This is a genomic window from Cecembia lonarensis LW9 (assembly GCF_000298295.1).
Taxonomy (GTDB): Bacteria; Bacteroidota; Bacteroidia; order Cytophagales; family Cyclobacteriaceae; genus Cecembia; species Cecembia lonarensis.
On sequence record NZ_AMGM01000015.1, the window covers coordinates 1 to 16,783 of the forward strand.

15 protein-coding genes and 2 pseudogenes are annotated in these 16,783 nt (G+C 40.8%); 4 read left to right on the forward strand and 13 right to left on the reverse strand.

Features of this window, described 5'->3' with window-relative positions; translation table 11 throughout:
* Positions 1 to 218: pseudogene (locus B879_RS06715) on the forward strand (transcriptional regulator); the annotation flags it as partial.
* Here B879_RS06715 and B879_RS06720 read toward each other — a convergent pair.
* The 7 genes from B879_RS06720 to B879_RS06750 form a co-directional block, all read right to left on the reverse strand.
* A complete protein-coding gene (locus B879_RS06720) occupies positions 190 to 1,128 on the reverse strand; it encodes a HipA domain-containing protein (RefSeq protein ID WP_009184404.1) in 939 nt (312 codons plus the stop codon). The pseudogene B879_RS06715 and the gene B879_RS06720 overlap by 29 nt on opposite strands.
* 3 nt (positions 1,129 to 1,131) lie before the next feature.
* Complete coding sequence (locus B879_RS06725) at positions 1,132 to 1,458, reverse strand: HipA N-terminal domain-containing protein (protein ID WP_238542093.1); 327 nt, start codon at positions 1,456 to 1,458, stop codon at positions 1,132 to 1,134.
* Positions 1,448 to 1,654, reverse strand: a complete 207-nt coding sequence (locus B879_RS06730; RefSeq protein WP_009184406.1) for a helix-turn-helix transcriptional regulator — start codon at positions 1,652 to 1,654, stop codon at positions 1,448 to 1,450. Before B879_RS06730 ends, B879_RS06725 begins: the two co-directional genes overlap by 11 nt.
* A gap of 183 nt (positions 1,655 to 1,837) precedes the next feature.
* Entirely contained in the window at positions 1,838 to 4,108 is a 2,271-nt protein-coding gene (locus tag B879_RS06735) for a TonB-dependent receptor domain-containing protein (protein WP_009184407.1), read from the reverse strand.
* Positions 4,109 to 4,232: 124 nt separating this feature from the next.
* Complete coding sequence (locus B879_RS06740) at positions 4,233 to 4,607, reverse strand: hypothetical protein (RefSeq protein WP_009184408.1); 375 nt, start codon at positions 4,605 to 4,607, stop codon at positions 4,233 to 4,235.
* A 42-nt stretch (positions 4,608 to 4,649) separates the two neighbouring features.
* Complete coding sequence (locus B879_RS06745) at positions 4,650 to 5,819, reverse strand: DUF8744 domain-containing protein (protein ID WP_009184409.1); 1,170 nt, start codon at positions 5,817 to 5,819, stop codon at positions 4,650 to 4,652.
* A gap of 172 nt (positions 5,820 to 5,991) precedes the next feature.
* A complete protein-coding gene (locus tag B879_RS06750) occupies positions 5,992 to 7,776 on the reverse strand; it encodes a hypothetical protein (RefSeq protein WP_009184410.1) in 1,785 nt (594 codons plus the stop codon).
* 253 nt (positions 7,777 to 8,029) lie between these two features.
* On the opposite strand from B879_RS06750, the gene B879_RS06755 reads away from it, so the two are divergent.
* The 3 genes and pseudogenes from B879_RS06755 to B879_RS06770 all read left to right on the forward strand — a co-directional run bounded on the left by B879_RS06755 (position 8,030) and on the right by B879_RS06770 (position 11,539).
* Entirely contained in the window at positions 8,030 to 8,218 is a 189-nt protein-coding gene (locus B879_RS06755; RefSeq protein WP_040400344.1) for a hypothetical protein, read from the forward strand.
* A gap of 347 nt (positions 8,219 to 8,565) precedes the next feature.
* Positions 8,566 to 10,869 (forward strand): annotated as a pseudogene (locus tag B879_RS06760) (ribonucleoside triphosphate reductase).
* Entirely contained in the window at positions 10,817 to 11,539 is a 723-nt protein-coding gene (locus tag B879_RS06770; RefSeq protein WP_009184413.1) for an anaerobic ribonucleoside-triphosphate reductase activating protein, read from the forward strand. Before B879_RS06760 ends, B879_RS06770 begins: the two are co-directional and overlap by 53 nt.
* A 51-nt stretch (positions 11,540 to 11,590) precedes the next feature.
* On the opposite strand, the gene B879_RS06775 is transcribed toward B879_RS06770, so the two are convergent.
* The 6 genes from B879_RS06775 to B879_RS06800 form a co-directional block, all read right to left on the reverse strand.
* The gene (locus tag B879_RS06775; RefSeq protein ID WP_009034366.1) at positions 11,591 to 12,040 is read right to left on the reverse strand and encodes an OsmC family protein; all 450 of its coding nucleotides are present in this window, start codon (positions 12,038 to 12,040) and stop codon (positions 11,591 to 11,593) included.
* Between the two features lie 20 nt (positions 12,041 to 12,060).
* Positions 12,061 to 14,409, reverse strand: a complete 2,349-nt coding sequence (locus B879_RS06780) for a nitric-oxide reductase large subunit (protein ID WP_009184414.1) — start codon at positions 14,407 to 14,409, stop codon at positions 12,061 to 12,063.
* Positions 14,410 to 14,479: 70 nt separating this feature from the next.
* Entirely contained in the window at positions 14,480 to 14,917 is a 438-nt protein-coding gene (locus tag B879_RS06785; RefSeq protein ID WP_009184415.1) for an RrF2 family transcriptional regulator, read from the reverse strand.
* A 74-nt stretch (positions 14,918 to 14,991) separates the two neighbouring features.
* A complete protein-coding gene (locus B879_RS06790; RefSeq protein WP_009034369.1) occupies positions 14,992 to 15,237 on the reverse strand; it encodes a cytochrome C oxidase subunit IV family protein in 246 nt (81 codons plus the stop codon).
* 1 nt (position 15,238) lies between these two features.
* Entirely contained in the window at positions 15,239 to 15,826 is a 588-nt protein-coding gene (locus B879_RS06795) for a cytochrome c oxidase subunit 3 (protein ID WP_009184416.1), read from the reverse strand.
* A complete protein-coding gene (locus B879_RS06800) occupies positions 15,817 to 16,782 on the reverse strand; it encodes a DUF438 domain-containing protein (protein ID WP_009184417.1) in 966 nt (321 codons plus the stop codon). The genes B879_RS06795 and B879_RS06800 overlap by 10 nt, the downstream gene beginning before the upstream one ends.
* Between the last annotated feature and the right edge of the window lies 1 nt (position 16,783).

Sequence of the window (16,783 nt, forward strand, 5' to 3'; positions counted from 1 at the left end):
AATTTATGAAATGGAACAAATCCATCACCACAGCGCAAGAACATGATAAAGCGCTAAAGAGACTCTCTTCAATATTTGATACCAATCCAGATAGTCCTGAAGGTATGGAAGCAGAACTATTGGTGACGCTGATAGACAAGTTTGAAAAAGAGCACTACCCTATCGCCTTGCCTGAGCCTATCACGGCGATCAAAGAATATCCTCAAACCTCTCATTAATCAATTCCTTATAAGAAGCTTTAAAATCATCAGAAAGAAAACTGATATCAATCCATTCCATCCAAAGTTTTTTTGATCTGATCATCTTATCAAAAATATAGGCTTGTTGTTTATTGGCTATCCCAGCAGCATCAAAGGACTTAATAAAATCTGCTCTTTTTATTCTATTCCTTTTACCGTTAAGTGTTAAAGCCATTTGTTCTTTATCAGCAGGGTTGACTAATGCCGTATTGACCATATCATAGGCAGGACTTAATACAGGACCTAATTCAGGCTGATAAATCAAAGAAAAGTTTTTGAGATGCATATCGGCATTGCCCGTTAAGAAGCTGAACAAAACCTGTTCATAGAAATTGATTAAGTCTAGACCAGGAGTTTTTGAATATAACTTGATAGCCTTAGCTATCTGTTCATAAGATGCCCTGTACTTATCCTCAGTCAGTCTTTGCAAGAGCTGGCACATATCTTCCATGTGAATCTTGGAATGCTTTACTCTATCGATTCTTTTGGTGATGTAGGCTAGATTCCCTGACTTCAATCGGATGAGTGCATGAGGAACTACTTTAATTTGGCTTAGCTCAGCAAGGTGCATCGTTAAATCCTCAACTTCAGGAAGTTGTGGGTAATATTGAGATGCAGGCTTTAAAATGTAACCTCCCCATAAGCCTACTATTGTAAACTTCTTAGGCACACTCCTTTCTGAGGATATATGCAAAGAAATTTTTGCCTGAACACCAGTCAAGCCAGTATGATTAGCAATTGAGATTTTAGCTAATTCACTTAGTTCTGATTCTGAATAGGGTAATTCAGGGGCTCTAGCAAGTCCAAAAATCTTCTTACTACACTTTACATGGTAATCTATCTCTGTCCCTGATAAAGGTTGATAACAATATAGACATCTATTTTCCATGCATTATATACTAAGTGGTTCAATGCTTACCGCTCCAATTGTATCCTTACAACAAAGCAACAAAAGCCCCATTCTATCCCGGGGATCTAGTTTCCAATTACTCACGGCTATATCCAATAACCAGCCCTCTGGAATCAAACCATCAAAAAATGGAATCATGGTCAAGGAATCATAAGTTGCCTCCTGAAGTGGTAAAGTCACACTTATAGGTTGTGCTTCTTCTTTACTCAAATAAGCAGGATCATATGTAAAATGATACCCTGTATCATCTTGTATATAGATTCCTGCGAGAGAACCATGCATCAATACTTTAGCACTTCTATTGCTCATCTTGCGCTTCTGGTATAGGGCCAAGCCTATGTCCGAACATGGAAAGAACTTGATTCACTTTATCCATTCTCAAGGTCTCTTTACCTTGTTCCAACTCTCTGAGAAACCTCAACCCTACCCCAGCCTTTTGAGCCAGCTCGGATTGTGTTAACTTTACAGCGTTTCGCTTTCCTTTGACAAAATTCGCTAAATCCATTTCTTTATACCTTATCGGGTGTAAATTTAATAAAAGATTAATATCTATACCATATCGGGTATAAAAAATTAAATTGAGATCTAAACTATACCCTTTTGGGTATAATTTGAGCTATTGAACTTATTTACCATAATAGAAACCGGCCCCAAAGGGAACCGGTTTCTTTACTTATCAAAGGCATGTTTATGGAAATTTCACACTGATCATGGCAAAGAAATTCCTTCCAGGCGCAAACAAAGGCACTCTATCTGGACCAATAGGCCTGTTTAAATGCTCATAGTAACTTTCGTTCAATAGATTCTGTGCACCAAGCTTAAAGGAAATTTGAGGGTTGAGGGCATAACTGGCATCAATGTCCAGCAAAGTAAACCTAGGTGTGGCCATTTCGCTGAAACTTTCAGAAATCCGGTTTTGGGCAATTACATGGCGAAGCCGAAGCGCTGTATGCAGGCGGTTGCTCAAATGGGAACCCATCAGACTGTATCGGATATCCAAAGGGGCAATTTCCGGCAAGGCTTCATTGGCAGTCAAATTTTTGCCATAGGTATAGGCCATCATTACTTGCTGCCTAACACCCCATCCTAATTCATGGGAAACTGCCATTTCAAATCCTGTTTTTAAGGCTTCATCTACATTGATAAACTGTCTCACCCCAGGGCTGCTGGGAATCCTGGGTGCTACATCAATTCGCTCTGCAGTAATATAATCGGTCAGGTACGCAGCAAATACACTCCATTCCACCTGAATGCGGGATTTAGTGAAGCCCAACACCAAATCAACCTGATTGTTGGTTTCCGGCTTTAATGCTGCATTACCCACCATTTCATAAGGATCTACACCTACGGGAAAATAATTGATAAACCTTTCGGTGATGCTGCCACTGCGCTGCACCCTGGCCAGCCACAGTCCCAGATTAAAATGTTGACCCAGATCCCTTTTCAAACCGGCCGAAATACCTGGATTCAATTGGGTAACCTCTGTTTTTTCGTTGATTTGTTCAAATTCAGGTTCCTTGTCCTGCGCTAAGGCCTGATTGACATCTATTCGGCCGGCAAGGCTGAAGACATAAGCTCCCACAGGTAACTGATAGGTGGCAAATACCCCCGCTTTATTGATCCTGGAGTCCTGCCAGGCATTGTCAAACAAGGTTCTTCCAGCATTAGGACCCATCAAAAATTCACGCTCCCGGATACCCTGAGCGGCTTCTGTCCTAAAGTCCGCACCAGCGTACAACTTTGCATTTCCCAGCTGCCACACTCCTTCTGTTCTGGCTCCCAAATTTTGGGTATTGGCAGGGGTTCTTGCATTCATCATCCTGGGTTGGATATCTCTGAGCCCATTGTCCATCAAATGGTCTACCAAAGTAAAATATCCGGAGGTAGTCCATTTTTGAAGGTTTCTGCCCTGAAAATTTCGGGTATGCCTTACACTGCCCATCCAGGTATCATCCGTCCTCAAATCCATGCCCAAAGTCGGGAAGTCCACATCTCTGGCAAAGTTCCTGTTTACGGTCACCTGAAGTAAATCATGATGTGACAATTTAAAATCAGCATACATACCGACCGTTCCCCTACGGAAATTGGCAGGGACGACATTGCCATCCCCGTCCACATAATCTGTTCCTTGGGACCATGAACCCATTATTCCAATGTCATGGTTCTCTCCAGTAAACCCTACCCTTCCTTCATTTCTGAAAATATTTCCATTGGACTCGTACATGCTTGAATATCTTCCGTAAACTCCCCTTTCCACAGAAAAATGAGGGTCTTCCTGTATAAAATTGATTGTTCCTCCAAGGCCTATCCCATACCTCAGCGCATGTGGGCCTTTCAGTATTTCCACTTGCTTGATCCGGTTTAACGCAACTTGGGAAGTAGGCGGGTCCATGCGGTTAGGGCAGGCTGCATTAGCACTCTGCAACCCATCAATGACAATATTCAACTGCTCGTATTTGAATCCCCTCATCACGGGATCAAAGGCAAAGGCGCCACTTTTCCTTATCCCATTTACCACAGGATTAAGGTTAAGAATCGCACCGGCGTCATGATGTAACCTTTCCTGATCCGAGATGAGAATTTTTTCATCCTTTTCATCCATCATTTTGAGAGAAATGACCGATATGGGCTGTAGGTTGATGATTTGTTCCTTTCTGTAAATTCTATTCTTGGAGGCTGCTTCCAGAACTTCTTCCGGGCTCAACTGCCACTTTCCATACAGAATATGGGAAAGATGGAGGTTTTCCTTTGCATAATAGGACAAATTAATGAACCCTTGCTCGTCTGAAATCCCTTTCTGGAATCCATAATGATAGGTCAAGCCGATGATGGGTTCTTTATTGATCTGATCCATAACCTGAAACCTGACTTGTTGTTGGGCCATAGCGGTAACCGCAAATAAGCAAGCTAGCCATATCAAAAGCCCAAGTTTTTGAATGGATATGATATATGTTTTCATGGTGAAATCATTTTGAATTTGATAATGGAAGGCAAGGGTTTTCCCGCAGTAGGGAAATACTGAGCAATTGCCTTTGAAAAACAGGTAAAGTGGCGCTAAGATCTTGCGCTTCTTTAGAAAAAAATCAAGCTTGTGGGGGATGGAAAAAATCTTTAATGGACAACAAAATTTCAGGTTTTTCATCCAGAACCCCAAAAACCGGATGATAATGCTTCCAATATTGGTCAAGGGCTGATTTTACTTCTGGTTTCAGATACACCCATGTAACTTCTTCCTGTACTGCCCTACGTTTATTTTCTTCAGTTTCCTGGGCTTCATCCAAACGTCTTTCCAATTCGCATTTCCCATCGCAGGCCAGTTCCGGTTTGTCTTTATTGATACAAAAGAGGGCTGCTATTTTATCCTGATAAATGTAAAAATCAGCTTGGATTACAGAATATCCCATGCCATTAATCAAAATGAGCAATGCAAGCAGGATATGTAGGGTACGCTTAAACATTTTGGATGCAAATTTATCTTCCTATTAATGCTCAGAGGTGACCTAAATCACTTCTTGTTTACTTTTTAAACTTTTTTCCTCACCGGAATCCACTATTGTCTTAACCAGATTGGTTGCTTGTATTTCTATTGATATGATAGCTTTACGTTTGAATTTACCGGCCAAAACTTTGACCAATACAATACCAGCCATCATGACAAACAAGAGGACAATTGACCAGCCATTTACCACTCCAAATATAGTCCTGAGTGAACCCATCCCTGTAAGGGAAACCAATAACCTGCCCAACAGACTTACCTGAAATAGTATCCAAAATGGCCACAATATTCCATGGTAAGGACTTTCTTTTATGTTCAGTACCATGGGCAGAATGATAGGTGCATGGGCCCAAATCATAGAGAAAGTAAAACCTAAAAAGAAGGTGTGCAGGTATAAATCATAGTATAGGGCATGCTGCTCCAAAAAGAGCAGGATAATACCATTCAACGTAAGCCATAAATAGCCTACCCTAAGACCTACCCCGATATATTTGAACTGACGGGATTTTTTTGAAGCAATTTTAGCCATATCAAAATGCAGCAACCAAAATGAAATGAAAATAGCCGCAGCCCCCATGATCCAGTTTCCATGCCTATGAAAGGGCAACCACATCCCGAGCAGAAATAACAGCAGCAGGCCATTGAGGCCTTTTTTGGCCCAGCGGGGTGTAGGTAAGAACTTACTTAATTCCAACCTTTCTCCTATGATCGTAAACAATATAAATCCTATCCACCAAGGGGTAGCAGCGGCTACCAAGCCGGAATGGATTAAAGAAAAATTACCGACCAACCAGAATACAGCCCCCAAACTCATGATCAATTGATGAACTACCTGGTGTTTCAAGGTTTGCAAATACATTATAGTGACCAAGCCCAAGCTGGCAACAAACAAGGCATATGTCCCAAGGGAGGCCCATCCCGCTACCATAAGCGGGACAGACATTCCACTAATAAATGGAACCAACAACCAAATTTTATTTTTCATCACCATTGCTCTTTCCAGAGCGATCAAGGTGCCTAAGAAACCTCCAACCATCCATATTCCATGGTGAGATGCTGCATGGGGCACCAGCCATTCTGTATAGCCCAAACGTACCCAGCCACCGGATATACCGAGTAAAAGGGCCAGTACGACCAAAGGGAACAGAAATATGGGTTTGATCTGTATTTTCATAATAAAGGACAATTTTATCCTTATTTTATCCTTTTTAATTGTTTTAAAAAGGGAGAATGATATTCTCCCCTTTATTGATAGCTCAAAGATAAGAACAAAAATATTATCGGACAAATATATCTTTTATTTTTTTTCTGTTCTTATATCTTTATTTTTTGGCCATTAAACCCACCTAAGAAACTGTAGGCACCATACCTTGAACCTCTTCCTGAAGGGTTTTCAATTGAACCTTCATTTGTTCAAGGACATGGTTTGCATCCAAATTAACCCGCTGTACCAAATCCTGATAGTAGTTGATCCCATCGTTTAAATTGGTCTTAAACTTATCGATATAAGAAACATACTTAGCAGTCTGTTCAGGAAGCGATTTCTCAATCTCCTTTTGCAAATGTTGGACATACAATTGCAGTTCTTTAATGAATACATGAGGCCTATCCGGATCCAACTGTAATTGGATTTTACCATAGATATGATCCACCATCTCTTTTAGAGTAAAAGTGCCCTTAAAGTAAGCCAGGTTTGGTCCGGGACAAATCGTAACGGCATTGAGGTTTCTTCGAGGTTGCTCGCCTGCACTTAGCAAGGCCGGTGCACTCAATCCCTCACATAGGCAATCTTTTTCCAGTATTTCATTGACTTCCTGCTCCCCTACCTCTCCTCTATCCAACTGCTTCAATTTCAAATGTTGGTATTCTCTAGAGGCCGTACAAATGGGTTTCTCTGAAAACTCCGTGCTAAAGGTCAAAAACTTTTTATAACAGGGGCTTCCGGGCCTATTCTTTGCAATTCTTGCCTTTCTTTGATCCTCACCACTACTGATACGGAGGTTGTTAAAGGGAACTCCTAAGGGTGACGCATGACTGAGGTAAAAATCAGATTTTTTGGCTTTCAAAAGGCGCTGTAAGGTATCTTCATCCACGCTGGTAGCTTCTGGTACCAATAAGAAAGGACTTCCCCAGCCTGTGCCATCCAATTTATAATGCTTCAATAGAAACGCATTCTCCTCTGCATTGCCAATACCTCCCTGATAAGTGATTTTGGGCACAGCCTGCGCTGCAATACTTGTATAGCCTTTTTCCTTCCATACTTGCTGGCAACCTGTCAGCAGCGTTTGCGCCAATTCCGCCCTGTTATTTTTGAAATCTTCCAAAATAGGGCCCACCAATAGGCCATCCGTAGCAAAAGCATGTCCTCCACAGTTCAACCCCGATTCAATTCTGAACTCCGACACCCAAAGGCCTTTTTTGGCCAAAAATCTTCCCTGAATCAAGGCTGATCTATAATCTGATACTTTCAGGATAATTCCTTTCTTGATCTGACCATTTTGGTCAGGGAAAAAGTCTTCAAACTGCTCTGCATAGGCAAAAAGGGCAGGATTCAATCCCGCAGAAAATACCACCGAACCTTTGGCTTTGCTTTTTGCAAATCCTCTCAATGCAGAAAGGGCATCAGAATATTCCCGCGGCAAGGCCTCTCCGGCTTTATTATAATTGATTTTATCCACTTTGGTCATGATGTTGACATCAATTTGACCAGGCTGAATATATTCCCGAAGTTTTTCCTGCAAGACTTGTCCTTGCTTTCCTTCAGAATTCATCATCTGCTGATACAATTCCGTCGCAGGGTGCTGCTCAGGCAGAAGTTGAAAATATTGATTGATTTCGCGGCTGCTTTCAAAATCAGCCTGCTTTAATACCTCAACCTGTTGGTCCACCACCTCCTGAAGCAAGTTGAGATAAGCGGTGACCCTTTTCGCTCTATAGTCCTCACTGCCCTCATCAATGGGCAAATATGGGATTTGGTAAGTCCTGGAATAATACCTTCGCATATCTTCCAAGAGGTGGTCATCCATAATGGATACAACAGAAGATATTCCAAATTGGGCAACTTTAATGGGAGAATCTACAGTAAAGCCCAGTCCCATGACCGGTATATGAAAAGTGTGAGGTGATGACATGCTTGAGGAAATTTAATGAATGCTATTAACTAACTAATTGAATATGGTAATGAGACAAAAGTAGGGTATATAAAATCCTCAGAATATGATTTATGTCAGGATAAATGAAAACTTCAGTGGTTTTTAAGGCGGACACTTTGATAATTAATGCCCAAAAACGGACAGACCATTATTTCAAATGCTGAAATTTTGCGAAATTTCAAACGTTTCCTTGCATGGCATTGCATTTGAACGAATAATTACAAAAAACACCATGGCAACTTTCTTACTTTGGCTTATTCTTATCGTGATTTGCTGGCCGCTGGCCTTATTGGCCATCATCTTGTATCCCATTGTATGGCTGCTGGTTTTGCCTTTCAGGTTACTGGGCTTTGCCATAGACCTTTCCTTTTCCTTCATTAGAAATCTGGTCATGTTGCCTTTTAACCTGATCAAAAGGTAAATGTCCCACTTTATTGAGAAAGTCTTGATCCGTTGGATCAGATCAACTTTTTAACCTTTTCCTATAATGTAGGTACTACCATTTGCTCAAACCATGGATTCCTTCTTTGCCAGAGCTTTGAATATTCATCCCCTAAAAGGTATACGATTAGGTTGAATTTGCAAAAAAAGCACCTTGAAAATTGGAAGACAAATTTATCCTTTATTGCTTGTTCGACCTAATTTTATGAAAGATTTTTTCCCTGATTTAAGTCAAGTTCAAACATGACCAAAGCCCTATACCAACCTTATTCTAATCCTTACCTTGTCCATGTTTTTATACATTTCCACCTCGCAAACCACAAAAATATGGATCAATTTGTCATTAAGAGAAACGGGGAATATGCCCCTTTCGAAGCTTTTAAAATCGAAGATGCTTTAAAAAAAGGATTTCAAAGCGTTCATAAACCTTACGATCCGGTTGTATTCCAAAAAATTTTGAAAAAGCTTGATCAGCAAACCACCTGGGCAGTAGAAGATATACAGGACATTATCGAAAAGCAATTGTTTGAATCTGGCTACTTCAATGTCATGCGCTCTTTTATGCTTTACCGGCACACCAGGAAAATGCAACGGGAACACGTGGCCGGGCTAAATGAAGACACCACCTATGTGGACAGCACGCAGACCATAGAGGAATACATTATGGAAACAGATTGGCGGATCAATGCCAACGCCAACACTTCCTATTCCAATGCAGGATTGGTAAATAATGTTGCCGGGAAAATCATCGCCAATTATTGGTTGGACAAAATCTACAACAAGGAAGAAGGCTATGCCCACCGCAATGGGGACATACACATTCACGACCTGGATTGTCTTACCGGCTATTGTGCCGGATGGTCTCTCAGGGTGTTACTCAATGAGGGCTTCAACGGTGTACGGGGAAGGGTGGAAAGTAGGCCTCCCTCCCACTTTCGTGAGGCGCTTGGACAGATGGCCAATTTTCTCGGGATACTTCAAAGCGAATGGGCCGGTGCACAGGCCTTCAGTTCTTTTGATACTTATCTGGCGCCTTATGTTTTCAAAGACAATTTAAGTCAAAAAGACGTAGAAAAAGCCATTCGTTCTTTTGTATACAACTTAAATGTTCCCGCAAGATGGGGACAATCCCCTTTTACCAATATTACTTTGGACTGGGTAGTTCCGGAGGACCTCAAAGATCAAATTCCCACTAAAAATGACCTTCACCTTTTCAAAGGATTGGAGGACCCCGAGTTGTTGATCCGAGTGATAGGTAGAGGGGTCAATCATGTAGAAGAAATGACTTATAAGCATTTCCAAAAGGAAATGAACATGATCAATAAAGCCTACTATACTGTAATGACCGAGGGAGATGCTTCAGGACAGCCTTTCACATTTCCTATTCCTACCGTCAATATCACAGAAGATTTTGACTGGTATGGAGAAAATACAGACTTGCTTTTTGAGAATACCGCCAAAATTGGTTCTTCCTACTTCCAAAACTTTATTGGAAGTCAATACATGTATGATGAAAATGGAAATAAAATAGAAAACCCCGAAGCCTACAAGCCCAATGCAGTCCGTAGTATGTGTTGTAGGTTACAATTGGACCTGCGGGAACTATTGAAGCGGGGCAATGGTCTTTTTGGCTCAGCAGAGATGACCGGAAGTATTGGAGTAGTCACCATCAATATGGCCCGATTGGGATATATCTATAGGGGAAACAAACAAGGGCTTTACAACAGACTGGACACCTTAATGGCCATTGCTAAATCTACCTTGGAGAAAAAGAGAAATTTTATTCAGGAAATGTACGATCGAGGACTTTACCCTTACACCAAAAGGTACCTACCACATTTCAGAAACCACTTCTCCACCATTGGAGTCAATGGAATGAATGAAATGATATTGAATTTCACTTGTGAAAATGAAGATATAACAGGAGATTTTGGGCAGCAGTTTGCCACTGAAATTCTGAAATACATCAGAAATAGGATGAAAGAATTCCAAGAAGAAATTGGAAACCTTTACAACCTGGAGGCCACCCCGGCCGAAGGTACTACTTATCGCTTTGCCAAAGAAGACCGTAAACGCTTCGTGGATATTATTCAGGCTGGGACTGCCGAAAACATCTATTATACCAACAGTTCTCAAATACCCGTGGATTTCACAGATGATCCATTTGAAGCCTTGATACTTCAGGATGAATTACAGTGTAAATATACAGGGGGAACCGTCCTGCACTTGTACATGCGGGAAAAACTTTCCACGCCGGAAGCTTGTCGCAATCTGGTCAAAAAGGTCCTCACCAATTTTAAACTCCCTTACATTACGGTAACTCCTGTATTCAGCATCTGTCCTGTACATGGATACCTGAATGGTGAACATGAATATTGCCCAAAATGTGATGAAATTCTATTAGATCAAATTAACCATAAAACCTCTTAAGTTATGCAAACAAATGAAGCAACAATTGAAAAAATTGAAACCCAAACCTGGCTGGAAGCCAACAGGGATAAAAGAACCAAATGTTTGGTCTATACCCGGGTAATGGGATACCACAGGCCAGTAGAAAGTTTTAACATTGGAAAAAAAGGTGAACACAAGCAACGGGAACATTTCAAAGAAGAAAAGGACAGATACTGCTAGACCCATTTATAGCATTACCCCTTTTACATTACTGGATTATCCTGACCATACAGCCTGCATCCTTTGGTTTGCAGGCTGTAACATGCGTTGTGGATACTGTTACAATCCTGAAATTGTAGCAGGCAAAGGGAAACTTAGCTATGGGGATATTCTTCAGTTTTTGGAGAAAAGAAAAAATCTTCTGGATGCGGTTGTATTCAGTGGAGGGGAATGCACCCTCCATCAGGATGTCCTGTGGTTAGCCCATCAAATCAAAGAATTGGGCATGAAGGTGAAGATCGACACCAACGGCAGCAGACCGCACGTTTTGGAAAACCTCATCGCAGAGAAACTGGTAGATTACGTCGCTTTGGACTTTAAAGCCCTGCCTGGAGCTTATCAGAAAATAACAGCCTCCCAGCTTTACGGTGAATTTGTAGAAAGTCTGGATATCCTGCTGTACAGCAACATCAATTTTGAAGTCAGAACCACCCTCCACAGCTGGCTAATCAGTGAGGAAGACCTTTTTAACATGGCCAAGTTCCTTAAGGAAAAAGGATACCAAGGCAACTACTACCTTCAGCATTATGTCGGAGACAAAGGCAGCATTTCCAAGCTACCGGAAAGTATAAAGAAAGTATATACCCATGAGAAATTTGATTTTCCGGTGAAAACCATTTGGAGGAATTAAAAAAAGGTGAAGTCAAGAACCTCACCCTTTCATTCACCGAAAACACATGATTTACACACACATTTCTGAAGCCAAAATTTGAGGTTCCATGATGACCATGGTCTTAATAGAGTTAGAAATCAGACAAGCATTTTCAGATTTTTCCAATACTTTTAACGCCTTACTTTCAGACTCCTCTGTACAAATGGTCAACTCGGGCTTAAGCACTATTTCTGTCATCATCCATTTGCCTGACTCTCTGGAAAGCCTTCCAAATGCCTGACTGGAGAAATGTTCATATTTTAATTTGTAATTATCTGCCACGGCAAGAAACGTCGTCATAAAACAGCTGTTGACTGCTGCAGTAAACAGGTGCTCAGGAGACCAGATTCCCGGAACACCTTCCGGAAATTCGGGAGGCGTAGCACATGAAAAAGAATGTTCAAGTTCAGGAGAACTCATCTTTCCGATTCTTCCATTTTGCCAATGGACATTGACTTCATAGGTAAATGATTCAAACATATATTAAAATTCTAATTGGTTTAAACTGTTTCTATTTCTTCTTCTACTTCCTCAAGGTGATGATCAATCTTTTCCATTTCATAGGCTGGTTTGAGATGCTTGGCACTTTTCAACACAAACCAGGTCAGAGGAAAGAGGCCGCCGATACAAAAAACCGCTCCCCCTACAATCCTTAACCAGGTCATTGCCTGAAAAGGTACACTTTGGATAAACTCCTGAGACCTGGCAAACCAATACCCTTCCTCCATCACTGCAACAAGTTGATGGATTCCTGCAGGGAATAAATCCAAAGTCACCATCAATAAAAGTCCAATATTGATTGACCAAAATGCCGTTTTCACTAATTGGGTGTTCCATGCTTCAGGCTTTAGTAAAAATCTCAAAGCAAAAAGAATGGCTGCTATGGATAAATTACCGTAAACCCCCATGAGTGCTGCATGCCCATGATTGACTGTCAGGTAAGTTCCATGCTCATAATAATTGGCTATGGGAAGGTTAATGATCAGACCAAAGACTCCTGCACCAAAGAAATTCCAAAAAGTAACCCCAATGATAAACAGGAATACTCCAGGCATGGCAAATAGAGAGGATCGGTGTCTTTCTTTTTGCTTGGTCGATAATAGGTAAGGCATACGTTGCATCCTCCATGCCTCCAAGGTTAACAAAATCAGCGGAACCACCTGTAAGGTCGAAAATACACTTCCCAGAGCAAGCGTTCCTACAGGTTTGGCATTCCAATAGAAATTATGTGAAATCCCCAATAGCCCTGAACCCAAAAACAGTAAGGCTGCGATATACACTACTTTCACGACAGCTTGCCTGTTGACCAAACCCATCATCACCATCATGTAGCCTACTATTATCGTGGTGAACACTTCAAAGAATGCTTCCACCCACATATGCACTACCATCCATCTCCAAAAATCAGCAATGACGAAATTGGTTTCAGGTCGCGCTACAAAGCCCGATAATAAAAGAAGTAAAATACAGACAATGGAATACACCAACCAATTGGGTAGGCCCCAGGGCATACCAGGTCTAAGGGTGTTTTTAACCCCCCGATATACAATAATCGCCCATAGTGCAAAGATGGCCAAAAGGAAATATTGGTATAGTCTGCCTAATTCCACAAACTCCCAACCTTGATGCCCTAACCAACGGGAATAATCCCCCAACATCCCCATTGGTCCCATGAAGATTCCCACAAAAGACCCGCCTACCATGACAAAAAATATCCCAAAGAGCAAATTGATCAAAAATAGCTGACCTTTAGGTTCACTCTTTGCCAACAAGGGTAGGATAAAAAAGGAAATCCCAACCCAACAGGCTGAAATCCAAAACAGAGATAACTGAACATGCCAGCTCCTTGAAATTGTAACAGGTAATACTTCCTGAATATCCCAACCAAAGAATTTGGTAAACCCAACAAAATCATGAACAGTCAGAACTCCAGCCAAAACCTGAATCAAAAACAGGATTACCGCAACATAGAAAAACTTAAAGGTGGCTCTTTGGGTCGGCGTAGGTTTGTATTGTTGTAATTTTTCTTCAGTGACCATTTCTGATGCACCTTTTGCATAATACTCCTCACTCAGTTGTTCAAATTGTCCATAGTAATACAGAACAATTCCCAAACCCAATACCAGCCCCAAAAGGCCCACAATACTCCAAATTAAAGTGGAAGGCGTAGCGACATTTCCTGCAAATTCATCATAAGGCCAATTATGGGTATAACTGTATTTTTCACCAGGTCGCTCTACACTACAGACCCAGGATCCCCAAAAAAAGAATGCACTTAAATCCTTGATCTCTGTGGGATCGGAAATATATCCAGTTGGCTTAAATGCCTCATGAAAATCAGGATTGAGAAACATCTCCTGATAAAAGCCCTCCAAATCCCGAATGGCAGCTACCTGAGCGAAAGAAATGTTAACCTGATTGTTATTCTCATCGTATGTATTTTCCTTAATTTCTTTTTGAACTTTTCTTAAAATACCCTCTGACTCAAACTCACTCCTGCTTCCATTCTCATTCAAACTTTCCTGATAAAAACGAAACATGGATTTGGCTCTTTCATTCAAGGCCTGAGCTGTAAAATCAGGACCCCTTAATGCGCCGTCACCAAACATACTTCCATATTCCATCAAAGCATAGCGATGGAAAACCTCCTGTCCTCTCAATATTTGCTCTTGGGTGATGATTTCTTCTCCCTTTTCATCTACATAATGCGGAATAGGAGGCGCTTCCTCGTAAGTCTGATAGGCAATGAACAAAAGACCTACTATACTGATGACAAAGATGACCATAAAAGGAAGCCACCAGTTCTTTTGTTTCATGATGTAATTCAGGAATTTAGTATCCGGTTTCATGGGTTAATGGTTTAAGGTAGATTTATTTCATATTTAAGAGTATTAATTCTTAATTAACAGGAAATTTTTTTTAATCAAATAACCGTACTTCTTCAGCAAGTATCTTTTCTCCTAATTGGGCAAGGCTCGTATTACAGAGATGGGATTTTATGTCCTCTTTGATGCCTTTCCAAAAATTGTGGACAGGACAAGGCTTTTCTACACCACAGCCTGGAAAACCTAAAAGACAATTGTCAAAGTAATCCTCTCCTTCCAAAGCCAAGACAATGTCTATAAGCATTATCTGATCTGATGGTTTGGCCAATGCAATCCCTCCTGAAGGTCCCCTATAAGAGTACAATATGCCTTTATTGGTCAACTCTCTAAATATCTTAGTTAGAAAATGAAAGGAAAGATTCAATTCTTTTGTTATTTCCCCAATACTGACATATTCTCCTGTACTTGGATTACTCACAATATACAATAGAGCCCTTATGCCGTACTTACTCGTTTGGGATAATACTTTCATGCTTTTTAATTAAGACTTTTAACTCTGAAATTAAAGTATTTTTTTCTTGACAATCAAATTTTAAGAGAAAGTTTTTAAGCCCAAAACCCAACTACCACTACCACCAGCAATCCTATAAGGACAGTTGCAAACTTCCAGAAGAAATGGGCCTTACGCAATTCCATAAATACAAAGGCAACCAGGAAGAATTTAACAGCAGCTAAACCCATCACCAGCCAAGTCAAATAATTTACAACTCCAAGATTGAAAACACCAAGAAATGCAGAGACTTGGGTCATCCCAATCAAAATGAAGAGTATTAATAAATTTTTCTTTTCCATCTTAGAATATCAGGTATAAGGAAGGGAATAATAAAAGCCAGATCAAATCACACATGTGCCAAAAAGCGGCCCCAGATTCCAAATCTGTCACCTGAAGAGATCTAGGTCTGGTTTTTATCTGCCACCAACTGAATACCAAAATCACCAGACCTACCAAAACATGCGCAAGGTGGAATCCGGTCATTAGCCAATAAAAGGTAAAGAACATGTTATCCCCCATGTCTAGGTCGCCTGTCAATTTTTCAACATATTCATAGCTTTTCAATCCTACAAAAAGCAACCCGCCCAACATGGTCCAAACCAAGTATTTTTTAGCTGATTCAATAGCCCCTGATTTAAGTTTCAGGACAGTATTGGTCATAAAATACCCACTGACCAATAAAATTAAGGTATTCAAGGTGCCGATAGAAGTATTTAATTGAAGCCTGGATTGATGGAATAGTTCGGGCTCTAATTTGCCATAATAAACCAAGCCTCCGATCCCCAATCCGAAGGTGATCAGCTCCAATATGATGATTATCCATAACAGGATGCCACCCGGAGGGTAAAAGATATCCTTATGATCTATATTCTGGGCTTTTATTTCCATTCCAACAGTCTTTTTTCTCCATCTATATGCTTGATATCTGTGATATCCTGTGACATTTCTATGACCCCACGGTAATTTTTATCCGCATCCCGTACAGCGAAATACCGGATATAGATCAACCTGCCTTTAAAATTGATCCAAAAAGAAGCTTCACTTTGCGTGCCCTTTCTGAATTCCTCCAGTATTCTCAGGACAGTATCCACACTTTTGGGCGGGTGACAGAACCTGACTTCCCTACCAATAATTCCTGCACTTCTTGGAAAGGTCCGTTCCTCTCCTCTATTGTAAAAGATCACTTTGTCATTTTCATCCACATATGTAATATCCAAAGGCATCGTACGAAGTAATAGGTTGACCTGTTCTACCGTCATATAGCCTTCATCATAATGCTGACTTTCAGCCTTAGCAAAACTTAAATCTCTTTGAGTAAAATCTTCTGATGGGTGCACATAGGCCTGTTCAGGATAAGCAGCAGGCTTTTCTGATAGCATCCATCCTATCTCCTCCTCTCCTTTCCGCATTTGCTGCCAGTCTTCTTCTTTAAGTATTTTCAGGGAATTGGGGAATAAAACTGTCTCCTCCACCAGCATGAGCCTTCGGATATTATTGCTTAAATGATGGAAATTCTCATAGACTCCACGGATATCCCTGGCTTCCACTTTTTCCCTGACAAACTTGAAAATACTGCGAATGGTGTCATGAAAAGACCACATATTTTGGGAAGGTCCGTTCCAACCACTTTTTTCAAGAAAGGAGAAAAGTTGGTTTTCTTTGCGTTCAAAACGCCTTTCAATTGTTTGAAGTTTATTAAAGAGGTTGTAGAATACCTGATAATCATTTTCAATATCGCACTGTTCCAATTCATCAATCAGCTGATGAATCATGGCAGTTTCCTGCAAATAGGTATGGATGGGATGACCTTTTGGGAGGTCTAATTCTTGTTCGTAAGCATTCATA